Origin of the sequence: Psychromonas sp. (assembly GCF_047632955.1) — a bacterium.
Taxonomy (GTDB): Bacteria; Pseudomonadota; Gammaproteobacteria; order Enterobacterales; family Psychromonadaceae; genus Psychromonas.
The window spans coordinates 24,028-48,682 of the sequence record NZ_JBLIED010000026.1; the positions used below are offsets into that span (position 1 = coordinate 24,028).

24 protein-coding genes are annotated in these 24,655 nt (G+C 41.7%); 9 read left to right on the forward strand and 15 right to left on the reverse strand.

Annotated elements, in window-relative coordinates:
• Nucleotides 1–5 precede the first annotated feature (5 nt).
• Both ACJAZP_RS14145 and ACJAZP_RS14150 read right to left on the reverse strand, forming a co-directional pair.
• Nucleotides 6–617, reverse strand: coding sequence for a cytochrome b/b6 domain-containing protein (locus tag ACJAZP_RS14145; protein WP_415231387.1), 612 nt, complete (start codon nucleotides 615–617; stop codon nucleotides 6–8).
• Complete coding sequence (locus tag ACJAZP_RS14150) at nucleotides 610–2,262, reverse strand: tetrathionate reductase family octaheme c-type cytochrome (protein ID WP_415231388.1); 1,653 nt, start codon at nucleotides 2,260–2,262, stop codon at nucleotides 610–612. The genes ACJAZP_RS14145 and ACJAZP_RS14150 overlap by 8 nt, the downstream gene beginning before the upstream one ends.
• Before the next feature lie 289 nt (nucleotides 2,263–2,551).
• Between ACJAZP_RS14150 and ubiK the strand changes: the two genes are divergently transcribed.
• Nucleotides 2,552–2,845 carry a ubiquinone biosynthesis accessory factor UbiK gene (gene ubiK / locus ACJAZP_RS14155; protein ID WP_415231389.1) on the forward strand — a complete coding sequence of 98 codons (294 nt, stop codon included), beginning with the start codon at nucleotides 2,552–2,554 and terminating at the stop codon, nucleotides 2,843–2,845.
• A 1-nt stretch (nucleotide 2,846) separates the two neighbouring features.
• Nucleotides 2,847–3,218 carry a DUF2750 domain-containing protein gene (locus tag ACJAZP_RS14160; protein ID WP_415231390.1) on the forward strand — a complete coding sequence of 124 codons (372 nt, stop codon included), beginning with the start codon at nucleotides 2,847–2,849 and terminating at the stop codon, nucleotides 3,216–3,218.
• 93 nt (nucleotides 3,219–3,311) lie between these two features.
• Here ACJAZP_RS14160 and speB read toward each other — a convergent pair whose 3' ends face one another.
• From speB to hemL, 6 genes are all read right to left on the reverse strand, one after another.
• Complete coding sequence (gene speB, locus ACJAZP_RS14165) at nucleotides 3,312–4,241, reverse strand: agmatinase (RefSeq protein WP_415231391.1); 930 nt, start codon at nucleotides 4,239–4,241, stop codon at nucleotides 3,312–3,314.
• 18 nt (nucleotides 4,242–4,259) lie between these two features.
• Nucleotides 4,260–6,173, reverse strand: coding sequence for a biosynthetic arginine decarboxylase (speA, locus tag ACJAZP_RS14170; protein WP_415231392.1), 1,914 nt, complete (start codon nucleotides 6,171–6,173; stop codon nucleotides 4,260–4,262).
• A gap of 259 nt (nucleotides 6,174–6,432) precedes the next feature.
• On the reverse strand, nucleotides 6,433–6,798 hold the full coding sequence (gene rraB, locus ACJAZP_RS14175; RefSeq protein WP_415231393.1) for a ribonuclease E inhibitor RraB: 366 nt from the start codon (nucleotides 6,796–6,798) through the stop codon (nucleotides 6,433–6,435).
• Nucleotides 6,799–6,810: 12 nt separating this feature from the next.
• Nucleotides 6,811–7,554, reverse strand: coding sequence for a 1-acylglycerol-3-phosphate O-acyltransferase (locus tag ACJAZP_RS14180; RefSeq protein WP_415231394.1), 744 nt, complete (start codon nucleotides 7,552–7,554; stop codon nucleotides 6,811–6,813).
• Between the two features lie 4 nt (nucleotides 7,555–7,558).
• Nucleotides 7,559–9,838 carry a DNA topoisomerase IV subunit A gene (parC, locus tag ACJAZP_RS14185; RefSeq protein WP_415231395.1) on the reverse strand — a complete coding sequence of 760 codons (2,280 nt, stop codon included), beginning with the start codon at nucleotides 9,836–9,838 and terminating at the stop codon, nucleotides 7,559–7,561.
• 231 nt (nucleotides 9,839–10,069) lie between these two features.
• Complete coding sequence (gene hemL, locus ACJAZP_RS14190) at nucleotides 10,070–11,347, reverse strand: glutamate-1-semialdehyde 2,1-aminomutase (RefSeq protein ID WP_415231396.1); 1,278 nt, start codon at nucleotides 11,345–11,347, stop codon at nucleotides 10,070–10,072.
• Nucleotides 11,348–11,605: 258 nt separating this feature from the next.
• Here hemL and clcA point away from each other — a divergent pair, with 258 nt between their 5' ends.
• From clcA to ACJAZP_RS14215, 5 genes are all read left to right on the forward strand, one after another.
• Nucleotides 11,606–13,015 (forward strand): H(+)/Cl(-) exchange transporter ClcA, encoded by a 1,410-nt coding sequence (gene clcA / locus ACJAZP_RS14195; protein ID WP_415231397.1) that lies wholly within the window; start codon nucleotides 11,606–11,608, stop codon nucleotides 13,013–13,015.
• A 127-nt stretch (nucleotides 13,016–13,142) separates the two neighbouring features.
• The gene (gene erpA, locus ACJAZP_RS14200; protein ID WP_415231398.1) at nucleotides 13,143–13,493 is read left to right on the forward strand and encodes an iron-sulfur cluster insertion protein ErpA; all 351 of its coding nucleotides are present in this window, start codon (nucleotides 13,143–13,145) and stop codon (nucleotides 13,491–13,493) included.
• A gap of 280 nt (nucleotides 13,494–13,773) precedes the next feature.
• Nucleotides 13,774–14,850, forward strand: a complete 1,077-nt coding sequence (locus ACJAZP_RS14205) for an efflux RND transporter periplasmic adaptor subunit (RefSeq protein WP_415231399.1) — start codon at nucleotides 13,774–13,776, stop codon at nucleotides 14,848–14,850.
• A 2-nt stretch (nucleotides 14,851–14,852) separates the two neighbouring features.
• Nucleotides 14,853–17,978: an efflux RND transporter permease subunit gene (locus ACJAZP_RS14210; protein ID WP_415231400.1), complete on the forward strand. Its 3,126-nt coding sequence runs from the start codon at nucleotides 14,853–14,855 to the stop codon at nucleotides 17,976–17,978.
• A gap of 146 nt (nucleotides 17,979–18,124) precedes the next feature.
• Nucleotides 18,125–18,751, forward strand: a complete 627-nt coding sequence (locus ACJAZP_RS14215; RefSeq protein ID WP_415231401.1) for a trimeric intracellular cation channel family protein — start codon at nucleotides 18,125–18,127, stop codon at nucleotides 18,749–18,751.
• Between the two features lie 27 nt (nucleotides 18,752–18,778).
• On the opposite strand, the gene ACJAZP_RS14220 is transcribed toward ACJAZP_RS14215, so the two are convergent.
• Nucleotides 18,779–19,162, reverse strand: a complete 384-nt coding sequence (locus tag ACJAZP_RS14220) for a rhodanese-like domain-containing protein (RefSeq protein WP_415231402.1) — start codon at nucleotides 19,160–19,162, stop codon at nucleotides 18,779–18,781.
• A 221-nt stretch (nucleotides 19,163–19,383) separates the two neighbouring features.
• Between ACJAZP_RS14220 and argA the strand changes: the two genes are divergently transcribed.
• A complete protein-coding gene (argA, locus tag ACJAZP_RS14225; protein WP_415231403.1) occupies nucleotides 19,384–20,718 on the forward strand; it encodes an amino-acid N-acetyltransferase in 1,335 nt (444 codons plus the stop codon).
• 67 nt (nucleotides 20,719–20,785) lie between these two features.
• Here the strand turns inward: argA and fur are convergent, their stop codons facing one another.
• The 5 genes from fur to ACJAZP_RS14250 all read right to left on the reverse strand — a co-directional run bounded on the left by fur (nucleotide 20,786) and on the right by ACJAZP_RS14250 (nucleotide 23,273).
• Complete coding sequence (fur, locus tag ACJAZP_RS14230) at nucleotides 20,786–21,214, reverse strand: ferric iron uptake transcriptional regulator (RefSeq protein WP_415231404.1); 429 nt, start codon at nucleotides 21,212–21,214, stop codon at nucleotides 20,786–20,788.
• Nucleotides 21,215–21,245: 31 nt separating this feature from the next.
• Complete coding sequence (gene fldA / locus ACJAZP_RS14235; protein WP_415231405.1) at nucleotides 21,246–21,773, reverse strand: flavodoxin FldA; 528 nt, start codon at nucleotides 21,771–21,773, stop codon at nucleotides 21,246–21,248.
• Between the two features lie 23 nt (nucleotides 21,774–21,796).
• Nucleotides 21,797–22,066: a LexA regulated protein gene (ybfE, locus tag ACJAZP_RS14240; protein ID WP_415231406.1), complete on the reverse strand. Its 270-nt coding sequence runs from the start codon at nucleotides 22,064–22,066 to the stop codon at nucleotides 21,797–21,799.
• Between the two features lie 94 nt (nucleotides 22,067–22,160).
• Nucleotides 22,161–22,382 (reverse strand): DUF2788 domain-containing protein, encoded by a 222-nt coding sequence (locus ACJAZP_RS14245; RefSeq protein WP_415231407.1) that lies wholly within the window; start codon nucleotides 22,380–22,382, stop codon nucleotides 22,161–22,163.
• Nucleotides 22,383–22,490: 108 nt separating this feature from the next.
• Nucleotides 22,491–23,273, reverse strand: a complete 783-nt coding sequence (locus tag ACJAZP_RS14250) for an alpha/beta fold hydrolase (RefSeq protein ID WP_415231408.1) — start codon at nucleotides 23,271–23,273, stop codon at nucleotides 22,491–22,493.
• A gap of 349 nt (nucleotides 23,274–23,622) precedes the next feature.
• On the opposite strand from ACJAZP_RS14250, the gene ACJAZP_RS14255 reads away from it, so the two are divergent.
• Nucleotides 23,623–24,246 carry a replication initiation regulator SeqA gene (locus ACJAZP_RS14255; RefSeq protein WP_415231409.1) on the forward strand — a complete coding sequence of 208 codons (624 nt, stop codon included), beginning with the start codon at nucleotides 23,623–23,625 and terminating at the stop codon, nucleotides 24,244–24,246.
• A 198-nt stretch (nucleotides 24,247–24,444) separates the two neighbouring features.
• On the opposite strand, the gene ACJAZP_RS14260 is transcribed toward ACJAZP_RS14255, so the two are convergent.
• Nucleotides 24,445–24,655: hypothetical protein (locus tag ACJAZP_RS14260; RefSeq protein ID WP_415231410.1), on the reverse strand; the 211-nt coding region annotated here is incomplete at its 5' end.

The window sequence follows — 24,655 nt, forward strand, 5'->3', positions numbered from 1 at the left end:
ATTAGTTACTCTTCAATTTTCTCTTTTCCGGTAATCATTGCTTTTATGTGCGTTGATAATTTCTCGCCGAAAGTGATCATGTATAAATGAATGACCACAAAACTGAGCAGGGCGTAGGCATTAAAGGTGTGAAAAATGGCAATCAAGTCAACCTGACCTATCACTCCGAGCGTCCGTAAATCAGGGAAGAAATAAAAAGCGAAACCGCTTAACACCTGCAATGGCAACAGACCAAACAAAATAGCAATGTAACCCAAGCGTTGTAGCGGGTTAAATTTATCGTCGACGGTCATATGGTGGGGATGTTTTTCACCTTTAAATACGCCGTAAAAGTAATAACGTAACGTCCCCTCGACCCCTTTTAGAGTGGGGAAATATTGCTGCCACTCTCCGGTGGTTAAGATCCAACTGTAAATAAGTACCACTAACCCGGTCCAGACGAAACCAATGAGGTTATGCGCTGCAACGGCAGGCGCAAATCCAAACAACTGAAACAGTCCATGTAATTCCAGTCCGGTTAATAGTAAGATTAAAATCATCAAAGCTTGAGCCCAGTGCCAAAAGCGTTCAAAACGTTTAAAAATCACTACGATTTTACTGCTTTTTGTATTACTCATGGTGCTCTCCCTGTGAATCAGCCTGTTGTTTTTGTGCTTTTTTTCTGCGTTTTGTTATTCTGCGAGTGGTTATATAACGTAAAGCACCATGCCCGACAACACCGCCCAGTCCGCCAACCACGGCCAGTAAAGCAAACAGTTCAACCCACTTATTACTATCTCGTCCGAGCAGGTAGAAATCATTTAAACCCGCTAAACGGCTTTCTCGAGAGTGGCAAGCGACACATTTAAGCGCATCTTTTGCCGGGGCTACCATGTGTTTAATAGGCCAGAAACCGTTGGTTTCAATAAAATCAAATTCTCCACTAAACTCGACTTCATTACTTTGCGCACCTGCCGCTAACGCTTTCTCCCAGTCATACTCAGTCCATAACGCGCCAGTGCCTTTTTTGCCGTATAGTTTAATCGGTAAAATACGATTAAATTGGGTGTCATAGGGCTGCTTGCCCCGATGCACTTTGAATGGCCAAATTCGCGCATCGGGATCGTTGTAATCCCCCGTTGGCGGATTAATATCAATGGGCGCCGCACTGGGGTCAATGACGGTTTGCAGGGTTTTCTGTTTTAACTCACCTTTATACCAGCGATATTGTGGTGTCACATTACGTCCCCAGGTAAAGGATCCTTTTATACTCATATAGCTGTGCGCTTCTACGCCGTCGAAAATTTTCTCTTCCGTAAAAGGTTTACCGTCTTTTAATTTGGTTGCCGTCGACCAGTCCCAGCTTAATTTTGTGAGGTAAGGGCCGCGCGCCATTTCCGGAATATGGCAAGAGGTACAAGCGACTTTCGCAGTGTGATTATCAATCTCGCGAATTTCATGGGGTTTTGTACCGTGACAGGATTCGCAGGAGACATTTTTGCCATCACGCTCAATTCGGCCCATATCTTTTTTATGATCGATAAAGGATGCTTTACCGTTGTAGCGACCTGCAATCTCATGGCCGCTGGTTTTATGACAGGTTTGGCAACTGAAGTTAAGTTTTTCAGGGCTCATATGAACATCAAGGGAATGCACCGGATCAACCAGTGACATATCGGTATCACCATGTTTAACACCGTTGCCACCGCCGCCGTTAGCATGGCAGGCTAAACAGTTCTCCCGTTTAGGCGCGCCGACACTTTGCGCCACTGCTTTTAAATCAACAGCCGGTTGCAGGAAGTCTCCTAACTGGGTATCTTCATAATAGGGATGGCCGGACATAGCCGCTGATTTTTTGTAGGTGCCTGTGCCGTCGTGACAGACTAAACAATCGACATTTTCTTCCGCTTCAAGGTCAAAGTCATCGTTACGCCAGCCATAACCCGCATGACATTGCGTACAACTTGCATTACCTCGTGCGGCAACACAGTAGTTATTAAAGCCATTTTGGCTTTTACCAACCTTTTTCCCGTCAACCTTGGCAGCCCACTTCCAATGAAAGGTTTGATGGACCTGTTTGGCCGCTTCCGTATGACATTCAAGGCAGGCTTCCGTGACATCAGGCGCATAATCAAAATCCTGATCCAGAGACTCAAATTTTGAATGATCAGCGGTCATTGTGGCGCGTTGTTGATCGGGCAGTTGAGCGTTTTCTGCATTGCAAACAAAGATAAATCCAGGCCAGATTAGCAGTATTACGGATAAAAAAAGTTTGTATTTCATAGCTATTTCCATATGCCGGTAAGGAGATATAATTCAATAGTAGTAGCGAATAAGCGCTTGTTATGATTGTGCCGTCAGTTAATTAAGCAAAAGCTGTATTAGATCAATCTTTAGTTGTATTTGCTTAATTAGGTTTGCCTTAATTAATGTATTTTTGAATTTGATCACGTTATTTTTTTGTGGGTATACGCTTTGGTGATTCTCCAAATGATTGGTGAATGCTTGATAAATTTACATAGAATTTAACAAAGGGCCAGTTTACAATGGAGTTCAAATTTAAGGAGAAACCATGTTTAACCCTCAAAAATTAGAACAGATAGCTAAACAGATAAGTGATGCTATGCCTGCTGGTGTAAAAAGTTTTGGCGAAGAAGCGGATCGTAAAATCAAACAGGTGTTACAAGCACAATTGGGCAAGCTAGATATGGTTAGCCGTGAAGAGTTTGATGTGCAAACCCATGTTTTATTACGCACGCGTGAAAAACTGGCAGAGATGGAAGCAAAGCTTGCTGAGTTTGAAAAAAAGCTTGACCAGGATAAGCTTGATCTGACCAAGACAACTCAAGAAAATATCGAGAAATAAGATGAAAGAGCAATATTTAAAAAATGCGGAAAAGTTTGTTGAGCAGGTAACTGCAGAAGGGCAATTATTCGGTTTATATGAAGAAACGCAAGGTTGGGCTAATTGCCATGCTCATGATAATAAAGATGCAACGGCTGTTTATCTGTTCTGGTCGAAGGCCGCATTGGCTAAAAAATTACAAAATGAAGAATGGGCTAACTATCAGGTTCAGGAAATTTCGCTGTCTGTCTTTATAGAGTCCTGGTTGGATGGAATGCAGAAGCAGCAGGTATTTGCAGGTCTTAACTGGGATGAAGATTTATATGGTTTGGAAATTGAAGCCATGGTATTGAAAAATTCCTTATTTGAGAAAGCGCAAGAGTTAACTGACTAAACGCAATATCGTTTGGAACAAATAAAATCCGATAATAGATAACGTTAATAGGCATCATCGGATTTTATTTTTTATTTAAGCGCTTAATGCGTGTTATTCGATGTGTTTATTTTTTATCGTCCACAAATGCAGCAACTCCACTGCTATTGTCGCCGCCGCTAATGCGGTGATCTCGCTATTATCATAGGCGGGTGCAACTTCCACTACATCCATCCCGATAATATTGATATCCGTTAATGCGCGTAATATTTTTAATATTTTATCTGTGCTTAATCCGCCACAGACAGGCGTGCCCGTACCGGGGGCAAAGGCCGGATCTAAACAATCAATATCAAAGGTAAGATACACAGGCATGTTCTGGACTTTCTCTTTAATCAAAGAGGTTATCTGCGCCACGGACATATCATTCGCTTGAGGGGCATCAATCACATTAAAACCGTGACCGCTTTGATGATAAGCCGTACGAATGCCAATCTGTACGGACTTTTGCGGATCAATCAAACCTTCATTGGGCGCATGATAAAACATCGTGCCATGATCGTAAGCACTGCCGTTATTATAGGTGTCCGTATGCGCATCAAAATGTATCAGGGCCATTTTCCCGAATTTTTGATGGTGAGCACGCAGCAGGGGTAAGGTCACAAAGTGATCCCCTCCCAGTGATAAAACGGTTTTTCCGGAAGACAGTAACTGCGTTGCTGCCGCTTCCACTTTTTGGGTAAACTCATTAGCATCCCCGGTGCTGTAAACCAAATCTCCGGCATCAATGATCTTGGTTTCTTTGAGAAGATTAAATTTCCACGGAAAGCGTTTACCCTCCCATGCCAGATTGATTGATGCCTGACGGATTGCCGTTGGCCCCATGCGAGCCCCGGAGCGTCCCGTTGTGGCTAAATCAAAGGGTAAACCTAAGACCGCAATATCAGCCTGCGCAGAAAGCGGATCGACCGGCATCGGCAGACGCAAAAAAGTCATCGCATTTGAGTAAATGGAATTATCCACCTGGTTAAAAATTGCATTCATTAGCATCGTTTTTCCACCCTAAAAATCTTCTAAATAGGTATAACCCTGTAAACCGGTGATTAATTCATTAATGACACTTTCGCGCTCTTCAAAGGGTAATTTTCTATTCACTAATTGCGCATAGGTTTGTTTGAACTCTTCGGCATTTAAATTTACGTAACTGAGCATATCTTCAACGCTGTCACCTTCATTTATTTCCGTGAGTTCAGCTTCACCGGCATCGTTTACCGTTACCACCGCGCTGTGTGTATCGCCAAATAAATTATGCATATCACCTAAAATTTCCTGATAAGCCCCGACCAGGAAAAAGCCCATCAAATAGGGTTTATCTGCCTGCCATTGTGGCACTAATAAAGTGCTTTCAATGCCTTGACCGTCTACATAACTCTCAATTGCGCCATCGGAATCACAGGTAATGTCGAGTAAAATAGCCCGCTTTTTTTGTGTAGATTGTAAATTGTTTAAGGGTAAAATCGGGAAAACCTGATTGATTCCCCAACTGTCCGGCAGTGATTGAAACAGTGAAAAATTAACGAAAAATTTATCGGCTAATTTATTGGTTAAATCATCGATAATAGGACGATGGAAACGGTTTTTATTATCCATTAACGCGTTCAGTTCATAACAAACACGTAAATTGACCTGCTCAGCCCATGCACGTTGTGACAAGTTAATTAAGCCCGACGCAAATTGGCTGTGCACTTCTGCAAGGTCATTTTGCGTATCATGGTAAATTTCGATCAGTGCGCGATCGTCATTACGCGTATGTAATTGCTCCCAGGATTGCCACATGTTTTTGAGCAGCAGCGAATCGTCCACCTGGGGTTTTATCAATTGCTCCGGCGCATAAGACTCAGCACCAATCACGTTGGAAATTAATACCGCATGATGTGCTGTCAGCGAGCGTCCTGATTCGGAAATGATCATCGGCACCGGTTGAGCGTAGCTTTTACAAATATCACCTATGGTATAAACGATATTGTTCGCATATTCCGCCAGGCTGTAATTCATTGAATTATGAGATTGACTGCGCGTACCATCGTAATCTACGGCTAGTCCGCCGCCGACATCCATGCATTTAATTTCAGCTCCTAAATCGCGTAATTCACAATAAAATCTGGCCGCTTCACTGACCCCTAAACGGACATCGCGGATATTTGCAATTTGTGAACCTAAATGGAAATGAACCAGCTGTAAGGTATTAAGTTTATTGTGTTCTTTTAGAATATCCAGCACCTTTAATACCTGTGACGCGGATAAACCGAATTTGGATTTTTCGCCACCACTTGCCTGCCACTTACCTTTACCCTGTGATGCCAAGCGCACGCGGATCCCTAAGCGTGGCTCTACATTGAGGTTTTTTGCTTCACTTAAAATCATTTCCAGTTCAGACATTTTTTCTAAAACAAGATGTACTTTATGGCCCAGTTTTTCACCGATCAGTGCTAAACGGACATATTCTCTGTCTTTATAACCATTACAGACAATCACCGAAGAGGCTTTTTGTGCCAACGCGAGTACCGCTAATAATTCGGCTTTACTGCCGGCTTCAAGGCCAAGCTGTTTAACTTCTTTATTGTCCTGACTGGCTAAAATTTCATTAACAACTTCACGCTGTTGATTGACCTTAATAGGGTAAACCAATAAATATTTTTGATCATACTGATACTGCTCGATGGCATCGTTAAAGACTTCACACAAACCATTCACTCTTTGATGGATAATTTGCGGAAAACGCACCAAAGCAGGAAGAGATAATCCTTGTGCCTGTATTTTTGCGGCAATCTCACTGATAATAATAGTCTGCTCTGGATGACCACTTTTAGGTGCGACGTAAACATCACCTTGATCATTAATATCAAAGTAGCCCTGACCCCAGTGGCGCACGTTGTAGCAATCACGAAGATCATCAAGTGAAGTTGTTTTTTTCATTTCAGTTCCTAGAGTAAAATGAGGTCACCTGAGTGGTGACGTTAATCTGTGAGAATAGATGTCAGGATTGCAAAGTCAAACGAATAAAATAATATTGTTTAATTAAATTATTATGTTGCAGGGTGAAGATGGTCAAAGGGAGGAAACTTGATAAATAATTAAAAGGACATATCTGATTTATAGTGGCGCCGGAATTAACAACTTTGGACTTAAATCAAGTCCAAAGTTGTTCTGCAATGAAGGCGCTGTCGACACATTTTTATTCTTCCGGGTAGGTTCCCCAGCCGTCATAATCAATGGACAGTGACTGTGCGAGTATTACTAACTTTTCAACATCTTCCATAATTGCTTCTTCATCTAAATTCATTTCCACGGTCACATCAAAACTTAGAATGATTGAACCATCTTCTAATTCACATTCTTCAGGATCGGTAACGTCATAACCTTTTTTAAAACAGGCAACAGCGGCTTTTTCGAGAAGATCAAAATCGCTGCAGGAAAGATGATGCTCGATCATATACACCGCATCGGGATTGCTGCCATCTTCTAAAATAGCTTCTACAATTTCTTCCGTTTCTTCGCGATGTTCTGCCAGTAACTCTTCTAAACTTAATGCTTTTTCCATTGTTAATTCCTCTTAATCGCTGCTGTCTGAGTTGGTATCAGGGCGGTTTACTTCTTGATTTAATTGCTGGTATTTTTTTAACATAATAGCGTGAGAGTCTTCCATTAAACGTCTTATTTCACGTTTTTTATACTGGGTAATATCAATGGGATCTAACATTTCAACAATCACTTCACCATTATTCCAACGGTTTAGATTAACCTGATTATGGGTATTTGAAGTTACCGTTGGTACAACATTGACACCGGCTTGTAATGCCGTATGAAATGCCCCCATTTTAAAAGGTAATAAACCACGACCGCGACTGCGGGTACCCTCGGGGAATATCCATACAGCCAAGTCTTTAGCGCGCATCTGCTCTACTACTTCGTTAATAGTATTACGTGATTTGTTTTTATTATTTCGGTTAATCAATATATTACCCGTTAGCCAGTAGATGATTCCGAAAAAGGGGATCCACACCAGGCTTTTTTTACCAATAGTCACTGAGCCGGGCTGCATAGCACCGGATACGGTGACCATGTCATAGCTATTCTGGTGATTTGCAAGGTACACCACCGAGCCGTTATTTTTGGCACTTTCAGGAATACGTATAGTCACTTTTAAGCCGAACAACCAGGATAGTTTGCCAAATAATATGGCAAAATGATAAGTGTTCTTGGGATTGCGCGGGCTGAATAAGCAATAAAATAATGAATAAAGGGTCATCAGTATAATGATCACTAAAAGCATTATGGCGCGGATTATAAATAACATAATATTAAGAGTCTCTTGGATGTAGTGGCGCTGCTTCAATAACTTCGATTTTATCTACACGTTGTAAACCGCGCGGCAGTTTGCTACCACGTCGGCCGCGTTCACCTTGATAATGTGCTAACTCACTGGCTTTTAAAGTAAGTTTACGTTTTCCCGCGTGTAGCGTGACCGAACTTGTCTGCGGGATAATTTCCAGCATAGTAACAAACTCTTCACGTTTAGTCGCTTTGGCAGAGATGATGTTGATCATTCTGTTTCCTTTACCTTTACTCAGGCTGGGTAAACTGTTTACCGGAAAGAGTAATAAACGTCCTTCATTGCTGATGGTTAAACACCAGTCATCGTCGGCACCGGTCAATTTTTTAGGGGGCATTAACTGCGCGTTGGCAGTCAGATTAATGAGCGTTTTACCATTTTTGTTGCGGCTGTTGATATCGCTAAATTTGGCAATAAATCCATAACCATGGTCACTGCTGATAAGATAACGATCCTCATCATCGCCAATCAATGCACACACAAAAGGAACATTTTCATTTTGATTAAATCGTCCCGTTAGCGGCTCACCCTGTGAACGAGCGGATGGCAGGGAGTGTACGTCCAATGAATAGGCGCGGCCGCTGGCATCAATAAAGATACAGCTTTGATTACTTCGTCCTAGTGTCTTGGTCAGGAATTCATCACCCGATTTGTAATTTAATGCCTCTGCGTCAACATCAAATCCCTTGGCCGAGCGCACCCAACCCTGGGTTGATAAGACCACAGTCACGGTTTCACTGGGCATTAACTCTTTTTCAGTAAGTGCTTTTGCTTCAAGACGTTCAATCAGCGGAGAACGGCGATCGTCGCCATATTTTTGTGCATCTGCCTGAATTTCTTTTTTTACCAGAGTATTTAAACGTCGCTCTGAGCTTAATAAACGCTCTAATTTTGTTTGCTCATCGCTAAGCGTCCCCATTTCCGCACGGATTTGGACTTCTTCTAACTTGGCGAGTTGGCGAAGTTTAATTTCTAAAATGGCATGTGCTTGTATGTCAGAGAGCTCAAAGCGGGACATTAGTTCCGCCTTTGCATCATCATAGGTTCTAATGATTTCAATGACTTCATCTATGTTTAAATAGGCGGCTAATAAACCTTCTAAAATATGCAGGCGCGCTAAAATTTTGTCTAATCGAAACTGCAAGCGGCGACGCACGGTTTTCATCCGGTACACTAACCACTCGTTTAATATTTTCACCAAGCCTTTAACCTGTGGACGCTGATCTAAGCCCAACATATTAAGGTTAACTTTATGATTAACTTCTAAATCCGTTGAAGCAAACAGGTGGTGCATTAATCCTTCAATATCGATTCGATTGGAGCGCGGGATAATAACTAATCGGGTCGGATTTTCATGGTCAGATTCATCGCGTAAATCGGCAATCATGGGTAATTTTTTATCCTGCATCTGTTTGGCTATCTCTTTGAGAATTTTGCCGCCGGACACACGATGGGGAAGGGCCGTAATAACTATTTCAGCGTTTTCTACGGTATAGACGGCACGACTTTTGAAGCTGCCCCGACCGGTTTCGTAAATTTTCTTTATGTCACTGTTAGGGGTGATAATTTCAGCTTCAGTGGGATAATCAGGTCCCTGCACAAAAGCCATTAAATCATCCAGATTTGCTTTGGGATGTTCAATCAAATGGCAGCAAGCCGCAGCGACTTCGCGAACGTTGTGCGGCGGAATATCGGTTGCCATACCAACGGCAATGCCGCTGATACCATTTAACAGTATATGCGGTAAACGTGCCGGTAATAATACCGGCTCTTTCATGGTGCCGTCAAAATTGGGTTTCCAATCCGTGGTACCCAGGGATACTTCTGAGAGTAATAATTCTGAAAACGCCGATAAACGGGATTCGGTGTAACGCATCGCAGCAAAGGATTTAGGATCATCCGGTGCCCCCCAGTTACCTTGTCCATCTATTAAAGGATAACGATAGGAGAAGGGTTGTGCCATTAATACCATGGCTTCATAACAGGCGCTGTCACCATGGGGATGGTATTTACCCAATACATCACCGACAGTACGGGCTGATTTTTTATGCTTGGAAAGTGCCGATAATCCCAGTTCAGACATGGCATATATGATGCGTCTTTGAACGGGTTTTAAACCATCACTAATATGCGGCAGTGCTCTGTCCATGATCACATACATGGCATAGTTGAGATAGGCATCCTCGGTAAATTTAGCCAGAGGTAGTTTTTCAACACCTTCTAAGCTTAAATCTAATAGATTACTCATGTGGAACGACCCTGTTTATTGGAATGCAAAAACGCTCATTATAACGTAAATGCGTTGTAAGGAAAAAAGACAAATGATCTTATAAGAGAAAATAAAGCAATTTTATCGGCCAGGGATCAATAGATCCTAACCGATAAAAACCGCTTTTTATGCGATTTCATCGCATAGCGTTCGAAGAACTGATCATTTGCTTGAAAACTTACAGTCCAGATTAAGAAGCGCTTATCCATTTTAGAGCATTGAGAATGCTTTTTTAGCGGCCATTATAGTATCGTCGATATCCTGATCACTATGGGCTAACGATAAAAATCCGGCTTCAAAGGAAGAGGGCGCAAGATAAATACCCTGTTCGAGCATCAAGTGAAAGAATTTTTTGAATCTTTCTGCATCACAGGCACAAGCCTGGGTGAAATTGCTAACCTGCTTCTCTTCGGTAAAGAAGAAACCAAACATGCCACCCGCATAATTGACCGCTAAGGGGATATTTTCTTCTTTGGCAACGCGCTGCAAACCTAAAGCTAATTTTTCTGTTTTTATAGCAAGCTGTGCATATTCCGGCGTATCAAGTGCGGTCAGAGCCGCTAAACCGGCATGCATCGCAATCGGGTTGCCCGACAGTGTGCCCGCTTGATATACCGGGCCCGTAGGCGCTATATGCTGCATCACTTTTTTACTGCCGCCAAAGGCACCAACCGGCATGCCGCCACCGATCACTTTGCCCAAAGTGGTTAAATCCGGTTTGATATCGTAATAAGCCTGTGCACCGCCCAGCGCAACACGGAAACCGGTCATGACTTCATCTAAAATTAATAAGGCATCATTAGCGTCGCAGATTTCTCGCAGTCCCTGTAAAAACCCCTCTTGAGGAGGTATACAGTTCATGTTACCGGCAACCGGCTCGACGATGATGCAGGCGATTTGATCTTTATACTCAGTAAATAGTTGCTGCACCGAGGTCAAATCGTTATAGGTTGCTGTCAGGGTATGTTTTGCAAAATCCGCCGGAATACCGGGAGAGCTTGGCTGGCCTAATGTCAGTGCGCCGGATCCGGCTTTTACTAATAATGAATCAGAGTGGCCGTGATAATTACCTTCAAACTTTAAAATCTTGTCGCGACCGGTGTAACCGCGTGCCAAACGTATGGCACTCATGGTGGCTTCTGTCCCTGAGCTAACCATGCGCATTAGCTCCATTGACGGCACTAAACTTTTTACTTTTTCCGCCATGATAATTTCTATTTCGGTAGGAGCGCCAAAACTTAAACCATTTTCAGCAGCAGCAATAACGGCCGCTTTTATATCCGGATGATTATGTCCTAAAATCATTGGACCCCATGAGCCGACATAATCAATATAGGGTTTTTTATCAACATCATAAATATAAGCACCCTGAGCTCTTTCAATGAATAGAGGGCCACCGCCAACGCTATTGAATGCGCGAACCGGAGAGTTAACGCCTCCTGGAATAATTGTCTGGGCGCGATCGAAAAGTTGCTGGGAGATGCTCATAAAAGTCCTATCAAAGATCATTAAATTAGTCTGCTATGATAACAAATCCTCTCTTTAAGTATATATGAGAGTTAATTGGCATTTTTTATTTTAGTTACTGATTAATTTGTTATTTATTACCCTGATAAGTTGTTTTTTGAGCTAAATCATATTATTTTAGGGGAATGTTTTTATATAATGTTTACCTTGTGTTCACGTTTGAGGATTTTGAACGATGAGTCGCACTTTTTTTATCTTAAAAATAGTTGTCTTTATTTAATGAATCAAAAAAAAACCGTCCCTTCCAGTCTTCCAAAGCGATTTATTACTCATTTTTTCACCCGTAAAAGCAGTGCCTTACTGATCTGGTTATCTGCCATTATCGGTACTTTAGCGGGCGCTATTTCGGCACTTTTTGACCATAGTATTTTCTGGATCAACGCAGAACGCTTAGACTTAATTGCTTCCTATGGTGACTCTAATATCCCGCTGTGGATAGTGGCTATCCCGATCTCTTCAGTTATGGCAGGTTTTGCTTTTTACCTTGCCCATCGATTTGCACCGGAAGCGGGCGGCAGTGGTATTCCGGAAATAGAAGGTGCAATGGAAGGAATGCGACCGGTGCGTTGGAAAAGAGTAATTCCGGTGAAGTTTTTTGGCGGCCTATTTGCGCTCGGCAGTGGTATGGCTTTGGGAAGAGAGGGGCCTTCGGTGCAATTGGGCGCTAATATCGGGCGCATGATTTCTGACATTTTCAAAGTAGATCAAGCAGATGCTCAGGCGCTTTTGGCTGCCGGTGCGGCGGGTGGGTTAGCCGCTGCATTTAATGCCCCGCTTGCAGGTATTATGTTTGTTATCGAAGAGATGCGTTCACAATTTAACTACAGTTTAACCTCCACTAAAAGTGTTTTTATGAGCGCTGTAATGGCAACCATAGTGATGCGCTTTATGTCGGGTCAAGATGCGGTGATCAGCGTAATACGCTATTCACATCCCGATTTAATGGCATTATGGTTATATTTACTGTTAGGTTTTTGTTTTGGTGTGATTGGGCTTTTATTTAATAAGATGTTGCTTGCAACGCAAGATATGTATCTGTTTGTACACCAGAACAAACGTTGGCGTTTTGTTGCCGTGGGTTTGTTTTTGGGAGCCGTTTTTGGCGCTTTATCGGTGATCGAACCGGAGTTAGCTTATGGCGGTATGGAGTTGATTCCCAAGGTCGCCGGCGGACATTATCTTTCCGGTGCTCTGATGATTATTTTTGTATTTCGTATAATCTCAACGTTAGCCAGTTTTGGCTCAGGTGCGCCAGGCGGTGTTTTTGCACCGACCTTAGCTCTGGGAACATTATTTGGTATGTTATTTGGGCTCGCATGCCATGCTTTATTTCCCGAACTTGTGACTGAGCCGGGCAGGTTTGCGATTGCCGGTATGGGCGGGTTATTTGCCGCATCGGTCCGTGCCCCGATTACCGGAATATTGTTAGTGATTGAAATGACCAGTAATTATGAGATGATTCTACCTTTAATAGTGACCTGTTTAGGCGCTACTATGGTCGCGCAAACGCTTGGCGGACGTCCAATTTATACGCAATTATTAGAACGGACAATGCGACTTTCAATGCGCCAGAAACGTCAAGAGCAGGTGCGCAAAGCAATGGTTCATCTCGAGCGTAACCAACGATAATTTTTAATAACTTTTTCAGCTCTTTTAAAGGAAGATAATTTAACTTTATTTGATTGAGTTAATACTTGAACTAATTAGTCAGGTACTGGATAATGTTAGTCATGCTTACACATTATAAGAGGTTACGATGACATCCGAAGTCGAAATGGCAATGCCAATCTATTTCAGCGACAGTGCTGCAAATAAAGTCAAAGGACTGATTGCCGAAGAAGAAAATCCAGCATTAAAATTACGTGTTTACGTGACCGGTGGTGGTTGTTCCGGGTTTCAATATGGTTTCACTTTTGATGAGAAAGTAAATGAAGGTGATACATTAATCGAAAATAGCGGTGTTACTTTATTAATCGATTCCATGAGTTTGCAATATTTAGTCGGTGGTATTGTTGATTACACCGACGGCTTAGAAGGATCTCGATTCTTTGTTAATAACCCAAATGCAACGGCGACTTGCGGTTGTGGTTCTTCTTTTTCAATGTAACCTTTATAACCATACCTTCACTTCATACCTTGAATCTGATTACCTCCGGACCTGCTGAATTTGCATCTTGAGGTAGATTGGGCCTAAACCAGTTCTGCCTCTTCAGTCATTACTGCCATTCCAATAATGCTATTCCTAACTAATAGATCGGCTCTATTCCAATAACAAGACCCTTCCTAATAAAAACATGACTTCATTCTTAGCCTTTCTCGGTTATTAACTCGCGCAGTGTTTTTTTATCAACTAAGTTATAAGTTGTTAGTAAAATTGAGGCTCTCTTATGTTTGCTCGTATTGTCCATTTTTTTTCGTTGCGTCCTTATTGGCTGGCTGTGCTTATCAGCGTCTTATTATTTTTATGGATGTTTTCCGGCAGCGGGGAAAGCAGCTCTCCTGCAACAGAAAAAAAACCACAAGAAATACTTCCACAAGTGCAAATAACCCATTTTATCCCTCAACAAATGACTAAGTCATTAACCTTATATGCACGCAGTGAAGCTGAAAGTCGAGTAACAGTGAGGGCCGAGGTTGCAGGTTTAATCCGTAAAACTTATGCTGAAAAGGGCGACTATGTAAACATTAAAAATAACTTGGCGGAGATAGATAAAAACGAATTACCTTTCAGACTTGAACAGGCTAAAGCCCTGTTATATGAAAAGCAGTTAAATTATAACGCAGTCAAATCGTTATATGCCAAAGGATTACAAGCTGATATTCGTTTAGCGGAAGCAAAAAGTTTATTATTAGCGGTCAAATCCGAGGTTGCGTTATTGGATTTAATGTTAAAACGCACTCAGATTGTGGCGCCCTTGACGGGCATTCTGCAGGAAAAATTTGTTGAACAGGGGGATTATGTCAAAGTAGGAGATCCTCTTTTTAGTATTGAAAATACCGACCCTATCATTTTCCGCGGCGATACCACTGAACATTATGTGAAGCAATTAAGATTAAACCAAGAAGTTCAAGCAACGTTATTATCGAGTGAGTTATTAACCGGTAAATTGACCTATATAGCGTCGGTGTCTGATCCGCAAAGCAGTACTTTTCGTGTTGAGACGGAGTTTGCCAATCCGCATAGGAATATATTTTCCGGCATTAGTGCGCAACTCTCTATTCCTCTTTATTCTGTCGCAGCGATTTATCTCTCGCCTGCCGCTTTAGCATTGGATAAAGAGGGAAATTTAGGGGTTAAGTTAGTAGAGAATGAGCAGGTTGTTTTTAAAAAAATTGAGCTGGTTGAGGCCGATATTAATGGTGTCTGGTTGACGGGTTTTGTGAGTGAAGTCGATATCATTACTCTAGGGCAGGGGTTTGTGCAGTCGGGCGACCGCGTGCAGGCGACGATAGCGGAGAAATAATCATGCTGGGGATTATTGAAGGAACATTATCACGTAAACGCGTGGTCTTAATGTTGTTAGCTTTTTTATTGACCGCGGGTCTTTCCGCTTATATTAATATTCCTAAAGAAGCTGAACCCGATGTGCCTATTCCTATTATATATATATCTGTTCACCATGAGGGGATCTCACCGGAAGATGCCGAGCGTTTATTGCTACGTCCCCTAGAGCAGGAATTGCGCGGCATTGAGGGAATCAAGGAGATGAAATCCACGGCCAGCAGCGATTATGCTTCGATTGTTTTGGAGTTTTATGTGGGGACTGATATCAAAGATGCGTTGACCAATGTGCGTGAACAGGTCAATCAGGCAAAGGGTAAATTGCCGCAGGGAGGGGATGAGCCGATCGTTAAGCAAGTGACCTTGGCAACGGAAAATCCCGCGTTGACTATTTTATTATCCGGCAGCGCACCGGAGCGGGCGATGGTGACGCTGGCACGAACGCTGCGCGATAATATTGAAGGCTTTGCAGAAGTTTTAGAGGTTAATATAGGTGGCGATCGTGAAGAGATGGTGGAGATTTTAGTTGATCCGCTGTTAATGGCAAGTTACCGGCTTAATATGAACGATATCTACACTCTGGTTTCCCGCAATAACCGCCTCGTTGCCGCCGGTATCATGGATACCGGTAAGGGGCGTTTCCCAATTAAAGTCCCCTCAGTTTTTTCAACCATTAAAGATGTGATGGAGATGCCGATTAAGGTAAGCGCTGACCGGGTGATTACCTTTGCTGACGTTGCTCAAATTCGCCGCACCTTTAAAGATCCGTCGGGTTTTGTCAGAGTGAATGGTTTGCCGACTATTTCTCTGGAAGTGGTTAAACGTCCGGGTGAAAATATCATTGCTACCGTGGATAAAGTGAAAGCTTTTATTGTAGAGAATGAAGCCCTATTGCCCAATAATATCCGTATAAGTTACGCAGGAGATCGCGCAAAAGATGTAAAAAGCATGCTTAACGACCTGCAAAATAATGTCCTTAGCGCGGTATTATTAGTGGTTATTGTGATTGTCGCCATTCTTGGCGTAAGAACGGCGGCTTTGGTGGGAATAGCTATTCCCGGCTCCTTTTTAACCGGCATTCTAGTGCTTTGGATGTCCGGCATCACGGTTAATATAGTGGTGTTATTTGCGCTGATTATGGCGGTGGGTATGTTAGTTGACGGGGCGATCGTGGTCACCGAATTTGCCGATCGGGAGATGACCGCCGGGACACCCCGTCATAGTGCTTATCTTAAGGCAGCCAAACGCATGGCATGGCCTATTATTGCATCAACAGCAACTACCCTGGCAGCTTTTGCCCCATTATTGTTCTGGCCCGGTATTACCGGTGAATTTATGAAGTATCTGCCTCTGACGTTAATTGCAACCCTGTCGGCATCTCTGGCGATGGCGCTGATCTTTGTGCCTGTTCTGGGCAGTGTCTTTGGAAAACCACGCTTATTATCGACAAAAGAAAAAAACAATGCGTTATTGGCAGAAAACGGTGATTTATTAAAGTTAAGCGGTTTTACCGGTTTTTATGTGCAGACACTTAATAAAGCCATTAAAAGTCCCTGGATAGTCTTATTTTTAACTACTGTTATTGCCATCTCCGGCGTTATTTTGTTTGCAAAAGCAAATTTAGGCGTAGAGTTTTTTCCGGAAGTTGAGCCGTCGGGTATTAATATTAAAGTGCGTTCCTATGGCGATTTTTCAATCCATGAACAAGATCAAATTATGTCTGTCATAGAGCAAAAAATATTACCGCTGCAGGATGAAATTGATACGCTTTACCTCAAGACGGGTGATTCCACCGGGGAATCGATTGGCCGTATGCGGATTAATTTAGTTGATTGGCAAGACAGGCGCAGTGCAACTGACATTATTGCCGATCTGCTTGAGCGTACAAAAAATCTTCCCGGGGTTGAGATTGAGATAAAAAAAGATCAGTCAGGCCCGCCCACGGGCAAGGCCCTGCAAATAGAAATAGGCTCAAGGTACCCGGAACTGCTAGCGGAAAATGCCGATAAAATTCGCCATGCGCTGCTCAAAAAAGCGTATTTTGTTAATATTGAAGATGATGGTGAAAAACCCGGAGTTGAATGGCAATTTATCATTAATCGCGCCGATGCAGCGCGTTATGGCGCTGATGCGACCTTGCTGGGAAGCAGCGTGCAGTTTTTAACCAACGGGTTAATGCTCGGCAGTTACCGTCCCGATGACGTTGATGACGAGTTAGATATTCGAGTCCGTTATCCGGAAAATGAAAGAACCTTAAGTAAACTTTCGGCACTGCGATTACAAACAACTGCAGGGCAGGTGCCGGTCAGTCATTTTGTGGCGCTTATTCCTTCCGTAAAACAATCCTCAATAAAAAAAGTGGATAGCCGCATTGTGATGACCGTAAGTGCAGACATGGCCGAGGGTTATAACTTAAGTCTTATATTACCGGAGCTTGAAAAAGAGTTACTTGGTTTAGCCCTGGATCCTCGTATTAGTTTGAAAGTGCGTGGCGAAAATGAAGATCAACAGGAAGCTGCCGCGTTTTTAAAAAATGCTTTTATAGTTGCCTTAGCCGTGATGGCGCTGATTTTAGTACTGCAGTTTAACTCGTTTTATCAAGCCTTTTTAATTTTGAGCGCGGTTGTTTTTTCTACCACGGGGGTCTTTTTTGGATTATTTTTAAGCCAAAGTGCTTTTGGCATAGTGATGTCGGGGATCGGTGTTATTGCGTTGGCCGGGATAGTGGTCAACAATAATATTGTTTTAATTGATACTTATAATGTTTTAAAAAACACTGAAACAACGACCGAAAATGCCATATTAAGAACCGGAGCACAGCGGATCAGACCGGTATTACTGACCACTGTCACCACTATTTTGGGCTTGATGCCCATGGTTTTAAAAGTTAACCTTGATTTTTTTACCCGCAGTATTGAGTTTGGTGCACCTTCTACGCAGTGGTGGGCTCAACTGGCGACTGCGATTGCGGGAGGGTTGACCTTTGCAACCCTGTTGACGCTTGTTTTAACCCCTTGTTTATTAATGATTGGTGCTAATTCAGCAAAATACCTGCTTGCTTTTAAGCGCAGGGTAAGCAAAAAAGTCTAGGGCCAACAGCCCCTTAAAGTAAGGTCGCTTGGTGCTGCAAAAACCTGCCGAAATAAACCCAACTAACGAAGCACCTGAAAGCTGTTTATGTATATAATGCGGTGCGAATTTTACAAAATAGAGAATAATATAAGGGATAGTTTAATATGTTAGGACAATTTATCTATATTGCCGATATGATTGGTGTGACCTCCTGTGCCGTTTCAGGTGTGCTGGTTGCGACTCGGTTACGCATGGATCCCTTTGGTATTATTGTGCTTGCAGGTGTGACGGGAATAGGTGGCGGCACGCTTCGCGATATGATGATGGGAGCAACACCGGTATTCTGGATCGTTGATAATAATTATATCTATGTGATTTTAATGACGGCTATTTTAACTGTTTTCTGGTTAAAGCATATTCATCGGGCTCCCCCTTATCTGCTGCTTATATTGGATGCCTTTGGTCTGGCAATATTTACTATTGTGGGTGCACAAAAAGCACTGGCATTAGGTTTTAGCGGACCTGTCGCTATTGGCATGGGATGTATAACCGGGGTGGTGGGCGGTATGATTCGGGATCTGTTAAGCGGGCAAATACCCTTTGTTTTACAAAAAGAAATTTATGCTACGGCTTCTATTCTGGGTGGAGTATTGTTTGTGTTATGTAAATATCTTGAATTTACGCCCATTTTAGCAATGATCATTGCAATCAGCGGAACATTATCATTACGCTTGTGTGCTATCTACTGGCACCTTTCCCTGCCTGTATTTGCGACGGACAAAGAAGCCTAATGAGTTATAAAGGGGAGAGTAAAGCAATTATTTAACCAGCGGGTAGCGTAATTGTTCCCATAAAATCATATGCCCCTTTAAGTCGATAAGTTTTGTAAATCCCAGTTTCTGTAAGGTGCCAGCTGCAATTTTTGCGCGCCTTCCAGAGTGGCAATACAGAATCACCGGCTGGTCTTTATAAGCCGTTATCTTGTCCTGGTTTTTGAGTAATTGGTTATAGGGGATATTAATTGCGCCTTTAATATGTCCTCGATTATATTCATCTTCTGTGCGCACATCAAAAATAACTAACAACTTTTCATTTTCTATCTGCTGAATAAGTTGTTGTGGTTCTATCTGTGTAACTTGTGCATGACAAAAGCTGCTAAATAATACTAAAGTGAGCACTTTAAGAATATTTTTAACGATCATTATTTTACCCTATTATTAGTTTTATCTAATGTAACATGATAATCAGAATAACAAAACGGCAGAACAGCGCATCTTTAATACATTTGGCAATAACCACCGTGCCAACAACCCGGCAGATTTCCCAAAGTGTATCGCTAATGAACGACATTCATTAAATATTAATGCATTTCTGCAGACTGATTGATAATATAATACCCATAGGCGCTTAAACAGGTATTGAAATGGAAATGCTACAAGATTCAAAACAGTTGGTGGATTGGTTCCGTAATTCGGCTCCTTATATTAATGCACATAGGGGCAAAACCTTTGTACTGATGCTCGGGGGAGAAGCCTTAGAAACGGATAATTTCCAGCATATTATTAATGATATAGCATTATTAAACAGCTTAGGCGTGAAGCTTGTTTTAGTGCATGGTGTGCGACCGCAAATTCAAAAACAGTTAGACTTAAATGGTCACACCAGTCAATTTGTCGATGATTTGCGTATTACCGACGACAAAAGCCTAACCCTTATCAAGCAGGCTGTTGGTGCGGTGCAGATTGAATTACAATCACGATTATCAATGGGGCTGACTAACTCGCCAATGCAGGGTGCTGCGATACGCACGGTGATCAGCAATGTGGTTACCGCACAGCCAATAGGGATCAAAGATGGTATCGACTTCTGCCATGCGGGCAAGGTCAGAAAAATTGATGTTGTAGGTATAAGAACACAACTTGCAGCAGGCGCTATTCCGGTTATTTCACCTCTTGGTTATTCGGTCACCGGTGAGGTTTTTAATCTCCTGGCTGAAGAAGTGGCGACACAGGTTGCGGTCGGCTTACAAGCTGACAAATTAATCGGTTTTTGCTCTAATATCGGGGTGCTGGATGATGAGGGAGAGGTCATTACTGAATTATTACCAGAGCAAGCACAACAGCACGTTGATTTAATGGAGCTGGAGTCCGGACAGGCTTCGGGTACATTACGCTTTTTACGTGCAGCGCTAGCGGCGTGTAAAGCCGGTGTGGCACGCAGTCATTTGATCAGTTATTACGAAGACGGCGCTTTATTAAAAGAGCTTTTTACCCGTGACGGGGTTGGCTCTCAGATAGTAAAAGAGAGTTATGAGAGAATAAGAACCGCCACTATTGACGATATTGGTGGCCTATTGGCACTGATAAGGCCTCTGGAAGAACAGGGCATTTTAGTCAAACGTTCGCGTGAACTGTTAGAGAATGAAATTGCTTATTTTCAAATTGTAGAACGAGACGGCATGGTGATTGGCTGTGCTGCACTTTATCCCTTTGCTGCTGAAAAAATGGGCGAACTGGCTTGTTTAGTCAGTCATCCTGAATACCGAAGAGGTGCAAGGGCAGATAATCTGGTGGCGCATATCGAGCGCAAAGCAAGGAAATTGGGATTAGAGTCTATTTTCGTTTTGACCACACAAAGTATTCATTGGTTTAGAGAACGGGGATTTGAATTTGCTGAGCTCAACCAGTTACCTGCTGCTAAAAAAGAGCTTTATAACCTTAAACGTAATTCCAGAATCTTAATACGTAAGATCCGCTAACTTATTATTTATCAAAAAGCCCCGTTTAGCATAGACTAAACGGGGCTTTAAATATCATAAATCAACGCTATTTTTGGTGCTTACATTTACCATCAATGGATTCACCGAACAGGTAAAGACTATGGTTAGTTAACTTAATACCGTATTTTTCGGCAATGAGCTTTTGCTGTTTTTCTATTAGATCATCATTAAACTCAATCACCTCTCCGCAGGTTAAACAGACAATGTGATCATGATGCTCTTGATTGGCAAGTTCAAAGACAGATTTTCCACCCTCAAAATGATGGCGAGTGACTATTCCTGCATCGTCAAATTGATTTAATACTCGATAAACCGTCGCCACACCCACTTCATCGCCTTGTTCAAGCAATTTTTTGTAGAGATCTTCGGCACTGATATGTTGATTTTCGGGTCGTTGTAATAAACCCAAAATCTTCACTCGTGGTGAGGTTATTTTTAGTCCGGCTTCTTTTAGTGCATCATTTTCTATCGACATGCTGGATTCCTGGTGTTTGAGCTGCTAATAATTAATCTGCAAGTTCAGCAAGACACATTTCATCATAAACCTGTTTTGACCATTCTTTTACACGGGCAGCGGTTAATTCAGGCTGGCGATCTTCATCAATGCCGAGACCGATTAAATTGTCATCATCGATTTGCGCTTTTGATGCTTCAAAATCATAGCTCGCTATGGGCCAGTGACCAACGATAATAGCACCTTTGCTTTCTACTATATCACCGAGTTGACCCATCGCATCAAGAAAGTATTCCGCATAATCTTCCTGATCACCACAACCAAAAATAGCAACTAACTTGTCGTTAAAATCAATCTCTTCTAATTCCGGGAAAAAATCATCCCAGTCACACTGCGCTTCACCGTAGTACCAAGTTGGAATACCAAATAGAAGCAGGCTAAACTCTGCAATTTCTTCCTTGGTGCTTTTTGCTATGTCTTTTACTTCAACTAATTTTTTACCTAACTCTTTTTGGATCATTTTAGCAACAGCTTCTGTGTTGCCCGTGTCACTACCAAAAAAAATACCTACGCTAGCCATAGTCGATTACCTTTATTTATAAATTAAATTAATAGCTCGTGAAGTAACTGGTTAATTAACTCTCCACGGCTAATTTCTTGCTTTTTTGATAGCTCATTTAGTTTTTCAAATAATTCACTATCAACTTTTAACTCAATACGTTTTAAACCTTTTTGCTTGTCCCGTAGTATCTGCTTCTTCTTATTAATCTTAAGCTGCACTTGACGACAATAGGGATTGCTTTTCGGTCTGCCTGGACGCACCTCATCAGCAAAAAGATCGTGTGTTATGCGATCAAATGATTCTTTTGCCATTATTTTACCTAAAACTGCTATGTTCTGCTAATAGGATCAACTAATAGATAAATAATAAATCATTAGTTCAGTGTATTAGTCTATTTTTTTGTTACTAACCAAAACCTCTGCTAGTCCAGATTATTTCGATAATTGCTTTGGCGATAAAACCGATGCAACCAAAAAAAAGCACTGCCCAAACCACTTGGCGACCAAATTTAGGAACATTACCACGCTTTAATACATCTTGAATGGAAAGCCCTATAAATAAAAAAAGGAGGAGGTAAAATCCATAAAGGCCAATTGTCTCAATCTGTTCAGTATATTCCTGTAACACATTAACCCCCATTCAAAAAAGAGGAGGGAATATAACATATACCTTGGGCTATTGGGAGTAAGATTTTGGGCACTTTGCTGCGCCGTGGCAAACAATGCTTTTGTTCTTTCATTTGAAAAACGCTTTCACTAACCTATTAAAGGTCTTGGGTTTCTCGGCATGTAACCAATGACCGGTATTTTTAATCATTTTAGCTTTGGCCTTGGGGAAGTATTTTAAGATATCAGGCTGATATTCAGGGCGGATATAATCAGAATCTTCACCTTTTATAAACAGCGCTTCCTGGTTAAAAATATTATTGAATTCCGGCCAGGCTCTAATGCTCGCATAGTTTGCGCTGAGTGCTGCTAAATTAAACAGCAGATTATAGTGTTCTCCGCGTTTTATTAACGACTTAAGTAAAAATTGACGAACTTCAGGTGTTGTAATAGAAGTACTTAACGTTAAATCCGCCTCTTTTCTGTTTTTTATTGGTTCCCTGGTAAGCGTCTTTAAGCCGACAAAAACATCATTATGTTTATCCGGATAAGTGACAGGGGCAATATCCGCGACGACTATTTTATTAACCCGCAGCGGATTTAATAAAGCACAGGCCATGGCCACTTTACCACCCATCGAATGACCGACAATAGAAAAGCGTTCAATATTAAGATGATCGGCTAATGCAAAGATATCAGCCGCCATTTCATGATAAGTCATCGAGTCATCATGGGGGCTGTTACCATGGTTTCTCAAATCAACAGAAATAGTGTGATGCAGCTCTTGTAATTCACTCGCCAAACCAGAGAGGTTTGATAAACTGCCAAATAATCCGTGTATGATGAAAATGTATTCAGATGATTGTTTTGATTCAGGTAAAGTCGATTTTTTCTGTCGGTAATTAAGGATCATCGGATTTTTTCTTAAAGCTAAATATACGGGCAAACATTATTACATATGAGAAATAATAATGTTTGCAGATCATCTGTAAATGAGCAAAATATTGCATTATGGCCCATGAAAATAGTTGAATTCAACAAACACTGGCCTTTTTAAGAAGAAACAAGATAGATCAAAAAAACAATGTTTTTTTTGGTTTAATATGATCTCAATAGCAGCGGTTTATTTTTTAGGAAAGCGCATTTCCAATGTAAAATTTGTTATTAGTAATCTTTTTAAGAATTTTTTTAATTTTTCGATTGAAATAGAATAGAATAAAGCAAAATAACTAGTGAAGTGGTGAATATCGCATGGTGAAAGAATGAAGAATATAGAGATAGAAGATGACCTTTATAAATATATTTTGGCTAATATAGAAGCCTTTGGAGAAACACCCTCGCAGATTCTGCGCAGATTGTTATCTTTGCCTGATGCATCTGCAGGCAATCCGCCCTCAATGACCTCATCCGTAGCATCAATACCTCCCCGTCAAGAAACTGTTAAAGATGAGTCCCCTCTTTTTGAGACGGTTACGCCTTGTGATAATAACAGTGAGAATAGCTCATTGCCAGCATCGCTTGCTCACGGTGTTAATGCATTATTTGATAGTGAAGTATTTAAGACAGAAGCCGTTGTTACTAATAAATTTATGATGTTACTGGCGACTATGTATTACGAAAATACCCATGCGTTTGAAGAAGCTGCGGATAAAACCAAAGGACGCACTCGGGATTATCTCGGCCGGAATTTAAATGCTTTATTGGCAGCGGATAGCGAGGAAGAGCAGCATTTATTTAAAGCCAGCAAACCCCGTAACATTCCCCATACGCCATTTTGGGTAATAACCAATGCCAATACGGGGAGAAAACGAATTATCATCACGCACATGATGGCTTCAATGGGCTATCCCCATTATCTGATCGAACGTATAAAAGAAGAAATTTAATCGGCAGTTAATATTGCGTTTGGCTAACTTCGGTGAAGCTGTTTAGCCAAACGGTCGAAATTACATTTACGAGTGCTTTGAGTATATTTACAAATCTGTAAGCACATTTTTATTTAAACTAGTACCGTGTTTGACGCACTTCGGTGAAGCTGTTTAGTCAAACGATCGAAATTACATTTACGAGTGCGTTGAGTATATTTACAAATCTGTAACCACATTTTTATTTAAACTAGTACCGTGTTTGACGAATGCTTTGAATATATTTACAAATCTGTAAGCACATTTTTTATTTAAACTAGTACCGTGTTTGACGAATGCTTTGAATATATTTACAAATCTGTAAGAACATTTTTTATTTAAACTAGTACCGTGTTTGACGAATGCTTTGAATATATTTACAAATCTGTAA